The following is a 16,246-nucleotide window of genomic DNA, read 5'->3' as shown; positions in this document are numbered from 1 at the left end:
GCCCGTTCCCGCGCGGTGGGTTCACCCATCGTGTTGTGGGTTCCTGACCCGTGTGAAGGGTGCGGAACCCACAACACCGTGGGTGAACCCACCGTGCGGCGGAAACCCCCCTGCGACCACACCGCACCACCACGGCACGGCACCACGGGCACGCCGTACACCACTCCACGGGACTTGACCGGGCTGCGCCAGTCGTCGTACGGGCCGAAGACGAACCTTGCACAGATTGTGGTGGGTCTGGACTGGTCATTGCTTGTCCAAGGTCCCTGGCGGGTGTCCAAGGTCCCGGGCGAACGGCGTGTGGTGCGCAGATGTCGAGTGCGCGCGATCTGATCCGACTTCCGGGTGTAGGGACCGAAACCTGGAGGACGGAACCATGGAACCGCTGAACCTGATGGTGTCGCTGAGCCACTTCGCGAACGCCAAGCGTGAGAACCAGCACGGACTCAGCAAGCCCGCCGGACGCAGGCGCTGGTTCCGCTGGCTTGCCCGGCGGAGAAATGAACGGCGGATCGTGGCAACACGTGTCAAAGTCCTCTCGTGACCGATGACCACGACGCGTTGAAGAAAGAACTGCTCGCCGCCTACGACAGCCAACTGCGGGGCACGAGTGAGAGTGCGGACGTGCCGACGAGTACGGACGGCCCGGTGATCCGGGTCGAGTACCCGAGCCGCGGCTTCGTCAGCTACCGCACGCTCGACGGGTTGGACGGCCCGGAGATCGATGCGCTGATCGTTCGCCAGCGCGAGTTCTTCGCGGCGAAGGGCCAGGCCGTCGAATGGAAGCTGCGCGGTCACGACCTGCCGGCCGATCTGCCCGACCGGTTGCGGGCGGCCGGGTTCGAGCCCGAGGAGCAGGAAACCGTCCTGATTGCCGAGAGCGCCGCGATCGCCGAGCGGCTGCGCGGTCGGGACACGGTCGACGGCATCACGATCCGGCGGGTCACCGAACGCGCGGACTTCGAGCGGATCGCCGCGATGGAGTCGACGGTCTGGGGCGAGGACTGGTCCTGGCTGGCCGACGACCTGGAGTTGCGGTGCACAAAGGGCGCCGACGTGTACGCCGCCGAGGCCGGAGGAGAGGTCGTGTCGGCAGCGTGGGCGGTCTACAAGCAAGGCACCGACTTCACTGGTCTGTGGGGCGGCTCGACGCTCAAGGAGTGGCGCGGTCGCGGCATCTACAAGGCACTGGTCGCGGTCCGCGCGGCGCGTGCGGTCGAGCTCGGGTACAAGTACCTGCAGGTCGACGCGTCCGACGACAGTCGCCCGATCCTGCAGCGCCTCGGGTTCCTCGCGGTCACCACGACGACGCCGTACGTCTACCCGCCAGGGCGGTAAAGGGCGTAGTGTATCGGGCCGTTGTGCGGGAGTTCGAGCTCCGCGATGACGGTGAAGCCCAGGGACTCGTAGAAGCCGACGTTCTCGGGTTCCTGGGTCTCGACGAAGGCGGGTGACTGTGCGGCGTCCGCCACCGCGAGGCCTGGGCTGATGACCGCGCGACCGAGGCCCTGCCGCTGGCGGTCGGGTTCGACACCGACCAGCGCGAGCAGCCACACGGGTTCGCGGGGATGGAAGAGCGAGATCGCCTGGCCGTATTCGGTCGTCACCGAGGCCTTGGATCCGGCGAGCCCGACGAACCGTTCGCGGTACGGCGCGAACGCGTCGGCGGGCAGGTCGGGCGGTAGCCAGACGGCGACCGCGCTGACGTCGTCGGTGACCCAGACCCGCCCGTGCGGCAACCCGACGCCGCCGACGAACAACCGGTGGTACTCCGTCAGCCGCTCGAGGTAACCGTCCGGGTCGAAGCACGCGCGGCTCATCGGGTAGTCGGCCAGCGCGTTGGTGAGCGTGGCCGCGGCCGCTTCGACGTCGGCGTCGGTTGCCTCGCGCACCTTCATGTCCGCACTGTCTCCAGGATCAGGCCGGCAACCGCGCGCATGCCGGCCGCGTTCGGGTGGTACGGCACGAAACCGCCGAGGTTGGGCGGCAGCATCGTGAACCCGGTGGTCCACGGTTCGGCCGAACCGATCGCGTGGTCCCGGCTGGCCGCGGACGCGGCCACAAGGTCCGCACCGGTCGCCGCGGCCGCCTTCGCGAACGCCTCCGCCAGCCCGTCCGCCAGCAGGGCGATGCTCGGCAGCTGTTCCTCGTTCAGCGGTACGTCGATCCGCGGTCGGGTCGCCGGCCCAACCAGGCTGAGGTAGTCGACGAGCAGGATCCGCGCCTCCGGCGCCCGCTGCCGCGTCTGCTCCACCACGGTGGTCAGCGACTCGGTGACGGCGCCGTACGACGCCGTGTCCTTGAGGTAGCTGACCCGCGCGCGGATCCGGTTCGCGAACCGGCGGCCGAGGATCGTCGCGGGTTTCGCGACCGTGTTGAGGAAGCTCCCGCGCAGGAACGTGCCGACGTACTCGAGGTCGTTCCCGCCGACCGTGATCGTGACCAGGGCGGTGTCCGCGGTGACCGAATCGAGCTGCGGAGGCGCCGCGTCCTGTGGGGTGTCCAGCACGTGGGCCGTGGTGGCGCCGGAGTACGAGACGTCGACGAGGTCGAGCCCGAGCTCCTGCGCGACCAGGTGCGCGTAGTTGTTGCCCGAGCGGCCGGCCGGGGCGTCGACGATCGGGCTGATGCCCGGTCCCGCCGCGAACGAGCTGCCGAGGGCGACGTATCGACTGCCGGAAGCGATCACCGCACCACGATAGACGGCTCCGGGCGGCCAACCAGGGCATACTGCCAACGGTGAACGACGACATGTTCGGGACGGCCGGGATCCGGGAGCGCGTGCTGGCCGGCTGGGCCGCGGCGCCCGTCCGGTTCCGCGAGGACGCCAACGCCGAGGAAGAGCTCGCGCTCGGCGGGTACGTCGACCGCCTGATGGTCGAGCTCGCGCAGAACGCCGCGGACGCGGCCGCGCGCGCCGGTACGCCGGGGCGCGTGCTGTACGAGTTCCGCGACCACACGCTCGTCGTCGCCAACACCGGCGCCTCGCTGACCGCGGAAGGTGTCGAGTCACTGGCGACGCTGCGGGCCTCGGCGAAACGCGACGCGGAGACAGCGGTCGGGCGGTTCGGCGTCGGCTTCTCCGCCGTTCTCGCGGTGACCGACGAGCCCGTCGTCCTGTCCCGGACCGGGGGAGTACGGTTCTCCAAGGCCGACACCGCCGCGGCGATCGCGGCGCTCGGCGAACCCGCGCTCGACACCGAACTGCGCCGCCGCGACGGCCAGGTGCCGGTCCTGCGGCTGCCGTTCGCGGCCGAAGGCGAACCGCCGGCGGGGTACGACACCGCCGTCATCCTGCCGCTGCGCGACGAAGCAGCCGCGGCGCTGGTACGGCGCCTGCTCGACCAAGCCGATGATGCGCTCCTGCTGGCGCTCCCAGGGCTCGCACGGATCGAGATCGAGACCGGCGACGGCCGCCGCGTTCTGGAGGATGTCGACTCCCGGTGGTGGATCCACCGCGTCAGTGGCACCCTCGACGCCGCCGAACGCGAGCAACTGCTGGCCGACCGCCCGACGGAGGAACGCAGCAGACCGAACTGGTCCGTCGTCTGGGCGGTGCCGCGCAGTCCGCAGACCGAACTGCCCGGCGTCGTCCATGCACCGACACCCACCGACGAGCCGCTCTCGCTCCCGTCGTTGCTGTTGGCAACCTTCCCACTGGACTCCACCCGGCGCCACGTGGCGAAAGGCCCGCTGACCGATCGCCTCGTCCAGGAAGCAGCGACCGCGTACGCCGACCTGCTGCGCGAGCGCGCTGCGGTAGGAGACGACGTACTCCACCTCGTACCGACCGGGCTCGCGGCGGGCGCACTGGACCGCATGCTGCGCGACGCGATCCGGTCCGCGCTGCCCGGCGTACCGCTCCTGCGTGGACTCGACGGCAGAATGCTCCGCCCGGTCGACGCGGTCGTGGTGGAGGGTGCCGACCAGGCGTTCATCGACGTGCTTGCACCCCTGGTGCCAGGGCTCGTCCACGCACGCCGCGCGGATCGGCTCGCGCTGGATGCCCTCGGCGTACGGCGGGTCGAGCTCGAAGAGGTGGTGGATCAGCTCGGGGGAGCGCAGCCGCCGAGCTGGTGGCGCACCCTGTACGGCGCGCTCTCGACGATGACCACCGACCCGCTGATCCGCGAGGCGCTCGGCACGCTGCCGGTGCCACTCGCCGACGGACGGTTGGTGCGCGGCGCCCGCGGGGTGTTGCTGCCCGGCGCCGAGATCCCGGTGGACACGCTCGCGACCTTCGGGGAGTACGGCGTCCGCGTGGTGCACCCGGAAGCGGCCGACCCGGTCCTCGAGCGGCTGGGCGCGATCCCGGCGACACCGCGGTCGCTGCTCGAGGACAGCGCCGTACGGTCCGCGATCGAGCACTCCGCCGACGCGGACGACCCGGACGCGATCGCCCACGCCGTCCTCAGTCTGGTCGCCGCCGACCCCGCCCAGGCGGACGGACTGTGGTGGCTGTCCGACCTGACACTCCGCGACACCGACGGCGAGTTGGTCCCCGCGAACGCCCTGGTGGTGGAAGGATCCGACGCCCAGGCGATCCTCGACGCCGACGAAGTCGCACCGGTCGCACCCGACCTCGTCGAACGCTACGGCCTGCCCGCCCTCCGCGCCGTCGGCGTGCTCACCGCACTCGGCATCGTCGCCGCGTCCGAGGTCACGCTCGACGAACTGCCCGAAGCGCTCCAGGACCTCGACGGGATCGAGGACTGGGTGTACGACGTCGCGCCCGACGGATCGCCGTACGGCGCCACGGTCGGCGAGCTGGTCGCGATCCGCGATCTCGACTGGATCACCGGCGACAAGTGGCCGCAGGTGCTGCAGATGCTGGGATCCGATCCCGAACTGCGCCCCGCGCTGGTCGCCCAGGTGCGCGTTGTCGGCCCGGACGACCGGCCGCACGGCGTTCCGTCGTACGCAGCCTGGTGGATCCGCGAGCACGTCCTGCTGGACGACGGCGAACCGCTCGCCGGCCGGGCCGACCCGGACGCCGAGCCGGTGCTGGCGACGTTCCTCGACGAAGCACCCGCCTGGACCGCCGAGCTCGATCCCGAGGTGCGGACGGCGGTCGGTCTGGTCCGCGCGGTCGGCGACCTCGACGCCGATGGGATCGCGCTGGTCCTCGAGCGACTCGCCGATCCCGTGCGTGCGGTGGACGTGGCGACCATCCTGCGGCTGTGGGAGCGGCTCGGCACGCTCGCGCTGTTCCCGAACGACCCGCCGCAGCGGGTCCGCGTGCTCGGCGAGGACGGGGTGACCCGAATGACCACGCCGGATCGCGCGGTTGTGGTCGACGGGCCGATGTGGGTGCAGCGCGACGACCTCGGCGACTTCGTGATCGGGTCGGGGGCCGCGGCGGACGGGCTCAGCGACCTGTTCGACGTACCGCTCGCGCAGGAGGTTGCCGACGGCAAGATCGACGGCGCGGGGACGCCGGCCGACGTGCCGCCCGAGGTGCGCGCGCTGGTGCCCGAGGTGCCGGCGTCGTGGTGGGAGCACGAGGAGCTCACCGTGGACGGCGTCGAGGTCTCGTGGTGGGTGGACGCCGACGGCGCGCCGCACGCGGCGACCTTCGACGGCCTGGCGAAAGCGCTCGCGTGGGCCTGCGGCCGGTGGGACCGGCGGCACGTGATCCGCGCCGTACTGAACGAACCGGTCCGGACCACAGAACTCTTGATCGATTCGATATACGACTGACCCGGCGCGTGCCGGCAGCCCCGAGGTCTACGCGCTGTGACCACGGTTGGAATCGTTTCCGCCTACGGGTGTCACACAGAGCGAGCAACGTTGTCATAGCTTGATATATCGAGTGATCTGCGGATATGACGGCCCGGCTTCAACGTGGCAATGAACTCTTGTCAACGTTGTCAACGCTCCATATAGTCCGTGGCACCTCTCGGTCCGTGACCGGCCTGTCCACGCAACGCAAAGTGAGGTGACATTCATCATGAATGACGCGCCGCGCCCGCAGTTCGAAGCCTACGAAGATGTCGAAGATGTCGTCCGGTACCAGTTGAGTCGCCGTGGCGTGATCGGAGCGGGAGCCGCGGCCGCGATGACTGCCTTCCTCACCGCCTGTTCCGGCGGTGGCTCCTACTCCGACAAGCCCGCCGGCAACGACAAGCCGGCGGCGACCAAGTCCATCCAGATCGGCAAGGCCAACATCCCGGTCCCGCGCGAGCAGTCGGTGATCGTCGGCCAGGTCGAGTACACCGTGTTCGACAGCTTCAACGGCATGATCCCGAACGGATCCCCGGGCGGTGCCGGCGTCGAGCTGGCCACCGAGCCGCTGTTCTACCTGAGCTTCGCCACCGGCAAGCTCACGCCCTGGCTGGCGACGGAGTACAAGTACAACGACGACCACTCCGAGCTGACCCTGAAGTTCGACGAGAAGGCGCACTGGAACGACGGCAAGCCGCTCGGTGCGAACGACTTCAAGTTCACCGTGATGATGCTCAAGGACCGCCCGGACCTGTTCGGCGGCGGCGGTGACCTGAAGGAGTTCGTCAAGGACGTCGAGGTTCCGGACCCGCACACCGCGGTGGTGAAGTTCCTGAAGCCGACGCCGCGCTTCCACTACAACTTCATCGCGGCGATCGCGGGCGCGCCGAACAACATCATGCCCGAGCACGTCTGGAAGGGTCAGGACCCGACCAAGTACAAGGACAACCCGCCGGTCCGGTCGGGCCCGTACAAGCTCAAGCAGGCGATCCGGAACCAGAAGATGTTCGTCTGGGAGAAGGACCCGAACTACTGGAACAAGGACAAGCTCGACGTCAAGCCGCAGTACGTGATCTTCCAGAGCACGTCGAAGCAGCTCGACCAGGCGTCGCTGGCCTTCGAGCGGGCCGAGTTCGACGTCGGCTCGATCGACGCCCAGCACGCCAAGCAGCTGTCCAACTCCGGCTACCCGAACCTGGTCACCACCCAGTTCCACGACCCGAACCCGCGGGTGCTGTGGCTGAACGCCGACCCGTCGCGCGGCGTGATCGCGGAGCCGAAGATGCGCTGGGCGATCAACTACGCGCTGGACCGGGAGAAGATCGGGAAGTCGGTCTGGCAGGTCGAGGTGCCGCCCGCGATCTACCCGTGGGCCGACTACCCGACCAACGACAAGTGGAAGGACGACGAGCTCGCGGAGAAGTACAAGTTCGAGTACAACCTGGACAAGGCGACCCAGCTGCTGGACGAGATCGCGCCGAAGAACGCGGCCGGCAAGCGGATGTACAAGGGCAAGGAGATCAACCTCGAGATCATCACGCCCGCCCAGGTCGACAAGGACGAGTACGCGATTGCGAACGTGCTGAAGACCGATCTGGCGAAGATCGGCGTGAACTGCACGCTGCGCAGCCTGTCCGGCAGCGTGCACGACGAGAAGTTCCAGCGTGGTGAGTACGACATCGACTCCAGCTGGGCCGGGTTCGCGATCGACCCCGAGCAGCTGTACACCGACTGGGAGAGCGACAAGGCCAAGCCGATCGGCAAGAACGCGGCCGGTCGGAACAAGATGCGCTTCCGCGACCCGGCGTTCGACGCGATCTCCAAGAAGCTGTCCGGGCTGGACCCGGAGAGCGAGGAGGCCAAGCCGCTGCTGAAGCAGGCGCTGGAGATCTACTTCCAGAAGCTGCCGCTGATCCCGGTGATCCAGACCGGTTATCCGCAGTTCTTCAACAACACCTTCTGGAAGGACTGGCCGACCGACGACAACCTGTACGAAGTGCCGTTGAACTGGTGGCCGCACTTCGCTCTGGTGCTCGGCAAGATCCAGCCCACCGGCCAGAAGGCTCCGGCGTGACGGCGGAAGCCCCGCCTGCGGTAGCTGTCGAAAAGCGCCAGGACCCCGCACCCCGGACCGGGGTGCGGGCCTGGCTGTCGAGGCATCCGCTGGCGGCGTACGCGATCCGGCGGTTCGGGCTGTATCTGGTGGAGCTGTGGGGCGCGCTGACGATCGCGTTCTTCTTCTTCCGCCTGATGCCTGGTGACCCGATCCAGACGCTGATCCAGACCCTGCAGCAGAACTACATCTACAACGCGCAGGCCAGTCAGGAACTGATCGCCCGCTACCAGCAGGAATTCGGCCTGACCGGCAACATCTTCTCGCAGTACCTGAAATACATGGAGAAGCTGGTCCTGCACGGCGATCTCGGGCCGAGTCTGATCAGCTATCCGACGCCGGCCCAGGACGTGATCCTGCGCTCGCTGCCGTGGACCATCGGCCTGCTCGGCATCTCCGCCGTGCTGGCCTGGATCCTCGGCGTGGTCATCGGCGCGATCGCCGGCTGGCGACGCGGCAAGATCGGCTCCGCGATCGCGACCAACCTGTCGATCGCACTGTCGCACGTGCCGTACTTCTTCGTCGCGCTGATCCTGGTGTACGTCTTCGCGTACACGATGGGCGTGCTGCCGGCCAGATCGGCGTACGACTCGAACATCACGCCGGGGATATCGCTGGCCTTCATCGGCAGCGTGCTCAAGTACGGGTTGCTGCCCGGTCTGTCGATCGTGATCATCGGGACGTTCAGCTGGATCCTGTCCACCCGGATGCTGATGGTCCCGGTGCTCGGTGAGGACTACCTGGTGTACGCCGAGGCGAAGGGCCTGAAGGGCTGGCGGATCCTGACCCGGTACGCGCTGCGGAACTGCTACCTGCCGCAGATCACCGCGTTCGGCATCTCGCTGGGCTTCATCTTCAACGGCAACGTCCTGGTCGAGCAACTGTTCAACTATCCGGGGCTGGGCACCACGCTGGTCACGGCGATCCAGCAGCTCGACTTCAACACGATCCTCGGCGTCACCGACATCGCGATCTTCTCGGTGCTCACCGCCGTACTCCTCCTCGACCTCCTGCTCCCGCTGCTCGACCCGCGGGTCAAGTACTGGAAGTGATGCCGATGAGACTACTGACCGCGGTACTGCGAACGATCCGCAACAGCCGGCGCCTGGCGACCGGGTTGCTGATCCTCGCGGTGATGATCCTGGTGGCGTTGTTCAGTCCGCTGATCGTGAAGGCGATCGGCGGCGGCGAGAACCCGATCGAGGTGGCGGCCTACGAGAAATGGCTGGTCCCCGGGCCTGGTCACCTGCTCGGCACCGACCAGTTCGGCCGGGACGTGTTCGCGATGGTGATCAAGGCGCTGTCGGTGTCGCTCCAGATCGGTGCGATCGCCGGGGTGATCTCGACCGTCGTCGGCGTCATCGTCGCGTTCGTGGCCGGCTACAAGGGCGGCTGGATCGACGGCGTGCTGTCGACGTTCACCGGCATCCTGCTGGTCATCCCGACGTTCCCGCTGCTGATCGCGCTGTCGGCGTACGCGAAGAACGTCAGCCTGTTCCAGGTCGGCGTGATGATCTCGATCTTCTCCTGGCCGTTCGCGGCCAAGACGATCCGGTCGCAGGTGCTGAGCCTGCGGACCCGGCCGTACGTCGACCTGGCGCGGGTGACCAAGGCCCGCGACCTGGAGATCATCGTGACCGAGCTGCTGCCGAACCTGCTGCCGTTCATCGGCGTCGGGTTCGCGTCCTCGGCGCTCGGCGCGATCTTCGGCCTGGTCGGCCTGGAGGTGATCGGTCTCGGCCCGGGCGGTGTCATCGACCTCGGCCAGATCATCTTCAACGCGATCACGACCGGTGCGCTGACCCTCGGTGCCTGGCCGATGTTCGTGGTCCCGATCGTGCTGCTGACGCTGCTGTTCGCGGCACTCAACATGGTGAACATCGGGTTGGAAGAGGTCTACAACCCGCGGCTGAGGGGAGTGGCCGGTGAGTAAGGACCCGGTGGTGAAGGACTCCGAGAACGTCCTGGAGGTCAAGGGACTCGAGGTCGCGTACTCCACGAGCCGCGGCGACGTGAAGGCGGTGCGCGGCATCGACCTGGATGTCCGGCGCGGTGAGATCCTCGGCATCGCCGGCGAGTCCGGCAGCGGGAAGAGCACGCTCGCGGTCGCGCTGCTGCGGCTGCTGAAGTCGCCGGGCAAGGTGGTCGGCGGCTCGGCGATGTTCTACCCGGGCGGCCGCTCGCCGGTGGACCTGATGAAGGTGCACGGCGAGCAGCTCCGGGTGCTGCGGTGGAGTGCGCTGTCGTACCTGCCGCAGGGCTCGATGAGCTCGCTCAACCCGGTGATGCGGATCGAAGACCAGTTCAAGGACGTGATCCTCGAGCACGCGCCGCAGCGGAAGAGCTCGCTCGGCGAGCTGATCCCGCGGCTGCTCGGCCAGGTGGGCCTGGAGGCGCGGGTGGCGCGGATGTTCCCGCACGAGCTGTCCGGCGGAATGAAACAGCGGGTGCTGATGGCGATCGCGGTCGCGCTCGAGCCGGACCTGGTGATCGCGGACGAGCCGACCACCGCGCTCGACGTGACCATCCAGCGGGTCATCCTGCAGTCGCTGGCGGACCTGCGCACCGACTTCGGTGTCACGCTGATGGTGATCTCGCACGACATGGGTGTGCACGCTCAGCTGGCCGACCGGGTCGCCGTCATGTACGAGGGTGAGCTGGTCGAGGTGGGCGACGTCCGGCAGGTCTTCAAGAACCCGCAGGACGCGTACACCCGGCAGCTGATCGAGTCGATCCCGCAGGTCGGAAGGAGGGCGTCGTGAAGTCGGAACTCGAACTTCGTGGCGTACAGCAACGATTCCACGCCCGTGGGCTGGCCGGCGGGTACCTGACCGCGGTCGACGACGTGAGCTTCACACTGGCCGCGTCGCCGCCGCAGATCGTCAGTCTGGTCGGGCAGAGCGGCAGTGGGAAGAGCACGATCGCCCGCAACGTGCTCGGCCTGCAGAAGCCGACCGAGGGACAGGTGCTGTACGGCGGCAAGGACATCTTCAAACTGAGCCGCGCCGAGTACGACGAGTACCGGCGCGACGTGCAGCCGGTCTTCCAGGACCCGTACGCGATCTTCAACCCGTTCTACCGGGTGGACCGCGCACTCTGGAAGGCGGTGAAGAAGTTCAAGCTCGCAGACACCCGCGAGAAGGGCCTCGCGCTGATCGAGGAGTCGCTGCGGGCGGTCCGACTGGAGCCGGAGAACGTCCTCGGCCGGTATCCGCACCAGCTGTCCGGCGGGCAGCGGCAGCGGATCATGCTGGCCCGGGTGCACATGCTGCGGCCGTCGTTCATCATCGCCGACGAGCCGGTGTCGATGCTGGACGCCCAGGTACGCAAGCACTTCCTGGACATCCTGCTCGACTTCCAGCGTGAGCACGGGATGACGACGCTGTTCATCACCCACGACCTGTCCACGGTGTACTACCTCGGCGGTGAGGTGATGGTCATCACCAAGGGCCAGATCGTCGAGCGCGGACCGGTCTCCTCGGTGATGCACGAGCCGGAGCACCCGTACACCAAGCTGCTGCTCGACTCGATCCCGCAGCCCGACCCGGACCTGCGCTGGACCAGCCGGATCGCCGTCGACGAGTTGGAGAACGTCGACGACGCCACCCCGGGTGACAGCACCAAGCCGGAGGCACCGATCATCTAGGCCGGCTTCCGGGCGTTGGTGTACAGCAGTTCGTAGAACCACGCCCGGAAGCGCGGGTCCAGCATCAGAGCGCGGTAGCGGGTCAGCTCGGCCGGCGTGGCGCCGGCGGCGAGCAGGAGCGGCTCCGCCTGCTCGTTGAGGTTGTGGTGCAGCAGGCAGCCGCCGGTGCCGCGCTCGGGCAGGTGGAGGAGCAGCAGCCGGGCGTGGATCAGATCGAACGGACCGTCCACCGGGAGACCGTCGCGCAGGTCGTGGCGGTGCACCTGGACGCCGGGCGCAACGTCCTGCAACTGCGTCGTGTCGATGTCGACGGCAACGACTTCACGCGTGCGGGCGGCCAGCCAGTTCGCGATCGACCCGCTGCCCGCACCGAGCTCCAGACAGCGCAGATCCGGGCGCAGGCCGAGCGTCCGCAGCCGCCAGGTCGTCGGGGCGTCGAGCAGTTTGCCGAGTTGATCGAGGTGATGGTGGCCGAGTTCGCTGCCGGTGTCGAAAAGGTACTCGCTCATGACCCCAGCGTGCGCGGGCGCCGGTGACCCGCGCATCCGTGATCACCCGGATCGCGTCAGCTGCTTCGAGAGGGCCCAGGTGATGATCTCGTAGCGGCTGTTCAGGTCCAGTTTGATGCGGATGTGCTCGAGATGGGATTCGACCGTCCGGCGGGAGATCGTCAAGGTCTCGGCGATCTGGTCGTTGCCGAGGCCTTGGCCGACCAGCTCGGCGACCTCGAGCTCGCGGCTGCTGAGCGGCCGGTCGGTCGGCGTCGGCAGCGCCAGCGCCTCGGCCATCAGTTCCTGCTGCGTGAGTTGCCGGCCGGCCGCCATCAGCCGATCGGCGACCCGAGGCCGAGTTCGCCGCGGAGCCGTTCGACGATCGCGTCGCAGTGGTCGGTGGTCACGTCCGACATCCGTCCGCCGCGGCGGCCCAGCCCCAGCGAGGTATTTCACTGACCACCGGAGGCGTCTATCTCGGCCTCGCCGGACTCGCGGTGCTGACCTGAACCGTGGTGATGGCGGGATCGCTGACGCCCGGCGCGCCGGTTTCGACGTGGCCGGCCAGTCGGCGTTCGTAGGCGGGGTCGGTGTCGGTGGTGACTGCGACGTCGTACCAATGGTCGGTGGTCGGGATCGTGCGGGTGCTGGTGCCCTGCGGTACGTCGACCTCGTGAGCGGTACCGGCGTACGCGTCGGTGATCCTGATCCGGCGGGGCGTGTCGCTCGTGATGCTGAGGTCGAGGTCGCCGGTGTGGGCGTTCTCGCGGGCGGTGAGTTCGAGGCCGGTCGCGGGGTCGCCTTTGAAGGTGCGCAGGAAGCCGTTCGGGCCGTGCACGGTGAGGTCGGTGCTGCCGCCGGAGTAGATCGGGTTCCAGCTGTCCGCGACGGTCTTGCCGGCCTCGGTCGTGTACGTCCACGGGCCGTCGGTGCGGTTCGCGGACGTGACCAGGAACTGGGCGCCGGCCCGTGCTCCGGACCCGAAGGTCAGCTGGTATTTGCCGGCGGCAACGGTGCCGTCGACGATCGGGGCGTACGGCAACGGACGGGTCCGCCGGGAACCGCGTTCCTGCGCGGGCAGCCGGCCGACCGCGGGTGGCGTCGGTACGTAGTCCGGGTGCCGCTCGCGGTCCGGCGGCTCGTACGAACTGGTGTCGGGCAGCCGCGGCGGCCGGGTGGCCGACGTACCGAAATCGAACGCGGACGTGAGATCACCGCACACCGCGCGGCGCCACGGCGAGATGTTCGGCTCGCGCACACTGAACCGGCGCTCCATGAAGCGGATGATCGACGTGTGGTCGAACACCTCCGAGCAGGTGTACCCGCCGGTGCTCCACGGTGACACCACGAGCATCGGCACCCGCTGCCCCAGGCCGTACGCGCCGTGCGCCGCCTTGCTGCCGGTGTAGAGGTCCGGGCCGACGTCGACGGTCGACAGTCCCTGGTTCGCGTTCATCGGCGGATACGGCGGTACGACGTGGTCGAAGAAGCCGTCGTTCTCGTCGTAGGTGATGAACAGGGCGGTCTTGCTCCACACATCGGGATTCGCGGTCAGTGCGTCGAGGACCTGCGAGATGTACCAGGCGCCGTAGTTGGCCGGCCAGTTCGGGTGCTCGGTGAACGCCTCCGGCGCTGCGAGCCACGAGATCTGCGGGAGCCGGTCCGCCTTCACGTCGGCGGTCAGGTGCGCGAACAGGCTCTCGCCGGCCTTCGCGTTCGTGCCGGTGCGGGCCTTGTCGTACAGCGGGTTCCCGGGCTGGGCGTTGCGGTAGTTGTCGAAGTACAGCAGGGAGTTGTCGCCGTAGTTGCCGCGGTACGCGTCGTCGATCCACCCCCATCCGTGATCGCCGTCGAGCCCGTCGCCGATGTCCTGGTAGATCTTCCACGACACACCGGCCTGCTCGAGCCGTTCCGGGTACGTCGTCCACCCGTAGCCGGCCTCGTCGTTGCCGAGGACCGGGCCGCCGCCGGTGCCGTCGTTGCCCGTGTAGCCGGACCACAGGTAGTAGCGGTTCGGATCGGTGGAGCCCAGAAACGAGCAGTGGTACGCGTCGCACACGGTGAACCTGTCCGCGAGCGCGTAGTGGAACGGGATGTCCTCGCGGGTCAGGTACGCCATTGTGGTCGCGGTCTTCGCCGGGATCCACCGGTCGTACCGGCCGTTGTTGACGGCTTCGTGCGCGTCGGACCAGTCGTGCGCGAGGTCCTGGATGAACTGCAGACCGAGGTTGTCGGCCTCCGGGCGGAACGGAAGCGTCTCCTTCCCGGCGGTGCTCCGCTGATGCCACACGGACTGTCCGCTGGGCAGCGTCACCGGCCGTGGGTCGCCGAACCCGCGGACGCCGTTCAGACTGCCGAAGTAGTGGTCGAACGAGCGGTTCTCCTGCATCAGGACGACGATGTGCTCGACGTCCCGGATGCTGCCGAACCGGCGGTGGGCGGGAATCGCGGCGGCGCGCTCGATGCTGTTCGCCATCGCGGCGAACGCGGCCGACGCACCGGCCAGCTGCAGGAACCTCCGGCGATTGACCTGTGGCATGTGAGTCTCCTTGTCGGGGCGGATGGAGCCTGGAACACCGGAACTGCGTCTCCGGCACCCTACGGTGAACGTTTAACCGACGGAAGACGAATTGCCCTCCCCGGTCTTCGGCAGCACACTGGGACCAGCGCGGCCTGGGGGAGCAGGGGAAGGCCGCGAGGGTGGGGTGCGGTATGAGTGGCTTGTCGGCGATGAGCGAAGCCGAGCGGTACGAGGTGTTCGATCGGCTGCAAACCCGGATGGCGGGCGTCTGGGACGCCATGCGGCGCAATCACGACGACGAGTCGGTCGTCGTCGTTCCGTCGATCACGCTGGACGAACTCGACGCCGGCTGGACCGGGACGGACATGCAGGCGTACGAGGAACGCTTCCTGTTCATGCTGATCCTGCTGCGTGAGCCGCGGTTGCGGATGGTGTACGTGACCTCGATGCCGATCGCGCCCGAGACCGTCGAGTACTACCTCGCACTGCTGCCCGGCGCGATCCCGAGCCACGCCCGCGCCCGGCTCACCCTGATCTCGGTCAACGACGCGCGGCCGATCTCGCTGAGCGAGAAGCTGCTGGCCAGGCCGCGGCTGCTGCAACGGATCGCCGACCTGGTCCCGAACCGGATGCGCTCGCACCTGGTCCCGTACAACACCACCGAGCGCGAACGCGACCTCGCGGTGAGTCTCGGCATCCCGATGTACGGACCCGACCCGCGGCTCGCCCCGCTCGGCTCGAAGACCGGGAGCCGGCGGCTGTTCGCCGAGCTGGGCGTGCCGCATCCGCTCGGCATCGAGAACCTGCACACGATGGACAACCTGGCCGACGCCGTACTCGGACTGCGCGCACAGCGGCCCACGATGGACAGCGTGATCGTGAAGCTCAACGAAGGCGTGTCCGGCACCGGCAATGCCGTCGTACGGCTGAAAGGACTGCCGACGCCCGGCACACCGCGGGAGCGGGACGAGGTACTGCAGCGAATCCGGGAGATGGACGTCGAGTCGGCGTCGACACCGGTCGACGTGTACCTCGCCAGGTTCGCGGCCCGCGGCGGGATCGTCGAGGAACGGATCGTCGGCGAGGACCTGCGCAGCCCGAGCGTCCAGCTCCGGGTGTCGCCCCGCGGCGAGGTCGAGCTGATGTCCACGCACGACCAGTTGCTCGGCGGTGCGAGCGGTCAGACCTACCTGGGCTGTGTGTTCCCGGCCGCTCCCGAGTACGCCCGGGTGATCACGACACACGCGGAGACCATCGGCCGCCGGCTCGCGGCGACCGGCGCGATCGGGCGGTTCGCGGTCGACTTCGTCGTGGTGCGGGACGGCGCCGGCTGGCGGGCGTATGCGATCGAGGTGAACCTGCGCCGCGGCGGTACGACGCATCCGTTCCTGACGCTGCAGTACCTGACCGACGGGCGCTACGACCCGGACTCCGCGCGGTTCGTGACACCGCTCGGGCAGCAGAAACACCTGGTGGCCACCGATCATTTCGAGGCGGAGGCGCTCAAGGGGTTGATGCCGTCGGACGTCTTCGACATCGTCGCCCGGCACGGCCTGCACTTCGACCAGTCGCGGCAGGTCGGCGTCGTGTTTCACATGATCAGCTGCCTGACGGAGCTCGGCCGCCTCGGCCTGACCGCGGTCGGTGACACTGCGGAGGAGGCGGATCGGCGGTATCGTGATGCCTGCCGCATCGTGCTCGCCGAGGCCGAGCAAGCCTTGACGGAGCCGCCACTGCCGGTCTGAGAGGTC

Annotated in this window: 14 protein-coding genes; 9 read left to right on the top strand and 5 right to left on the bottom strand. The window is 68.5% G+C overall.

Features of this window, described 5'->3' with window-relative positions:
* Window positions 1-376 precede the first annotated feature (376 nt).
* Together AB0B82_RS17070 and AB0B82_RS17065 are read left to right on the top strand one after the other, a co-directional pair.
* On the top strand, window positions 377-544 hold the full coding sequence (locus AB0B82_RS17070; protein WP_360168526.1) for a hypothetical protein: 168 nt from the start codon (window positions 377-379) through the stop codon (window positions 542-544).
* Window positions 541-1,338, top strand: a complete 798-nt coding sequence (locus AB0B82_RS17065; RefSeq protein WP_360168523.1) for a GNAT family N-acetyltransferase — start codon at window positions 541-543, stop codon at window positions 1,336-1,338. Before AB0B82_RS17070 ends, AB0B82_RS17065 begins: the two co-directional genes overlap by 4 nt.
* On the opposite strand, the gene AB0B82_RS17060 is transcribed toward AB0B82_RS17065, so the two are convergent.
* Together AB0B82_RS17060 and AB0B82_RS17055 are read right to left on the bottom strand one after the other, a co-directional pair.
* Complete coding sequence (locus AB0B82_RS17060; RefSeq protein ID WP_360168520.1) at window positions 1,320-1,898, bottom strand: GNAT family N-acetyltransferase; 579 nt, start codon at window positions 1,896-1,898, stop codon at window positions 1,320-1,322. The two genes, AB0B82_RS17065 and AB0B82_RS17060, sit on opposite strands and share 19 nt — an antisense overlap.
* Window positions 1,895-2,689 carry an SGNH/GDSL hydrolase family protein gene (locus tag AB0B82_RS17055; RefSeq protein ID WP_360168517.1) on the bottom strand — a complete coding sequence of 265 codons (795 nt, stop codon included), beginning with the start codon at window positions 2,687-2,689 and terminating at the stop codon, window positions 1,895-1,897. The genes AB0B82_RS17060 and AB0B82_RS17055 overlap by 4 nt, the downstream gene beginning before the upstream one ends.
* Before the next feature lie 50 nt (window positions 2,690-2,739).
* Here AB0B82_RS17055 and AB0B82_RS17050 point away from each other — a divergent pair, with 50 nt between their 5' ends.
* From AB0B82_RS17050 to AB0B82_RS17025, 6 genes are all read left to right on the top strand, one after another.
* Window positions 2,740-5,700, top strand: a complete 2,961-nt coding sequence (locus AB0B82_RS17050) for a hypothetical protein (protein WP_360168514.1) — start codon at window positions 2,740-2,742, stop codon at window positions 5,698-5,700.
* A 250-nt stretch (window positions 5,701-5,950) separates the two neighbouring features.
* Window positions 5,951-7,798, top strand: coding sequence for an ABC transporter substrate-binding protein (locus tag AB0B82_RS17045; protein ID WP_360168511.1), 1,848 nt, complete (start codon window positions 5,951-5,953; stop codon window positions 7,796-7,798).
* Complete coding sequence (locus tag AB0B82_RS17040) at window positions 7,795-8,889, top strand: ABC transporter permease (RefSeq protein ID WP_360168508.1); 1,095 nt, start codon at window positions 7,795-7,797, stop codon at window positions 8,887-8,889. Before AB0B82_RS17045 ends, AB0B82_RS17040 begins: the two co-directional genes overlap by 4 nt.
* 5 nt (window positions 8,890-8,894) lie before the next feature.
* A complete protein-coding gene (locus AB0B82_RS17035; protein ID WP_360168505.1) occupies window positions 8,895-9,770 on the top strand; it encodes an ABC transporter permease in 876 nt (291 codons plus the stop codon).
* Window positions 9,763-10,599, top strand: a complete 837-nt coding sequence (locus AB0B82_RS17030; protein ID WP_360168502.1) for an ABC transporter ATP-binding protein — start codon at window positions 9,763-9,765, stop codon at window positions 10,597-10,599. Before AB0B82_RS17035 ends, AB0B82_RS17030 begins: the two co-directional genes overlap by 8 nt.
* Window positions 10,596-11,483 (top strand): ABC transporter ATP-binding protein, encoded by an 888-nt coding sequence (locus AB0B82_RS17025; protein WP_360168498.1) that lies wholly within the window; start codon window positions 10,596-10,598, stop codon window positions 11,481-11,483. The genes AB0B82_RS17030 and AB0B82_RS17025 overlap by 4 nt, the downstream gene beginning before the upstream one ends.
* Here the strand turns inward: AB0B82_RS17025 and AB0B82_RS17020 are convergent.
* From AB0B82_RS17020 to AB0B82_RS17010, 3 genes are all read right to left on the bottom strand, one after another.
* A complete protein-coding gene (locus tag AB0B82_RS17020) occupies window positions 11,480-11,992 on the bottom strand; it encodes a methyltransferase domain-containing protein (protein WP_360168495.1) in 513 nt (170 codons plus the stop codon). The two genes, AB0B82_RS17025 and AB0B82_RS17020, sit on opposite strands and share 4 nt — an antisense overlap.
* A gap of 42 nt (window positions 11,993-12,034) precedes the next feature.
* On the bottom strand, window positions 12,035-12,307 hold the full coding sequence (locus tag AB0B82_RS17015) for a helix-turn-helix transcriptional regulator (protein WP_360168492.1): 273 nt from the start codon (window positions 12,305-12,307) through the stop codon (window positions 12,035-12,037).
* A 139-nt stretch (window positions 12,308-12,446) separates the two neighbouring features.
* On the bottom strand, window positions 12,447-14,513 hold the full coding sequence (locus AB0B82_RS17010; RefSeq protein ID WP_360168489.1) for a phosphocholine-specific phospholipase C: 2,067 nt from the start codon (window positions 14,511-14,513) through the stop codon (window positions 12,447-12,449).
* A 173-nt stretch (window positions 14,514-14,686) separates the two neighbouring features.
* Between AB0B82_RS17010 and AB0B82_RS17005 the strand changes: the two genes are divergently transcribed.
* On the top strand, window positions 14,687-16,240 hold the full coding sequence (locus tag AB0B82_RS17005) for a peptide ligase PGM1-related protein (RefSeq protein WP_360168486.1): 1,554 nt from the start codon (window positions 14,687-14,689) through the stop codon (window positions 16,238-16,240).
* Window positions 16,241-16,246 lie beyond the last annotated feature (6 nt).

It is taken from the genome of Kribbella sp. NPDC048915 (assembly GCF_040649595.1).
Lineage (GTDB): Bacteria > Actinomycetota > Actinomycetes > Propionibacteriales > Kribbellaceae > Kribbella.
The sequence above is the reverse complement of the archived record's forward strand: the minus strand, read 5'-3'. Positions and strand labels throughout refer to the sequence as shown.

Excerpts from the sequence above, each read along its gene's own strand:
- AB0B82_RS17015 (WP_360168492.1), bottom strand. The coding sequence starts at position 12,307 with ATGGCGGCCGGCCGGCAACTCACGCAGCAGGAACTGATGGCCGAGGCG.
- AB0B82_RS17060 (WP_360168520.1), bottom strand. The coding sequence starts at position 1,898 with ATGAAGGTGCGCGAGGCAACCGACGCCGACGTCGAAGCGGCCGCGGCC.
- AB0B82_RS17035 (WP_360168505.1), top strand. The coding sequence starts at position 8,895 with ATGAGACTACTGACCGCGGTACTGCGAACGATCCGCAACAGCCGGCGC.
- AB0B82_RS17020 (WP_360168495.1), bottom strand. The coding sequence starts at position 11,992 with ATGAGCGAGTACCTTTTCGACACCGGCAGCGAACTCGGCCACCATCAC.
- AB0B82_RS17045 (WP_360168511.1), top strand. The coding sequence starts at position 5,951 with ATGAATGACGCGCCGCGCCCGCAGTTCGAAGCCTACGAAGATGTCGAA.
- AB0B82_RS17070 (WP_360168526.1), top strand. The coding sequence starts at position 377 with ATGGAACCGCTGAACCTGATGGTGTCGCTGAGCCACTTCGCGAACGCC.
- AB0B82_RS17010 (WP_360168489.1), bottom strand. The coding sequence starts at position 14,513 with ATGCCACAGGTCAATCGCCGGAGGTTCCTGCAGCTGGCCGGTGCGTCG.
- AB0B82_RS17005 (WP_360168486.1), top strand. The coding sequence starts at position 14,687 with ATGAGTGGCTTGTCGGCGATGAGCGAAGCCGAGCGGTACGAGGTGTTC.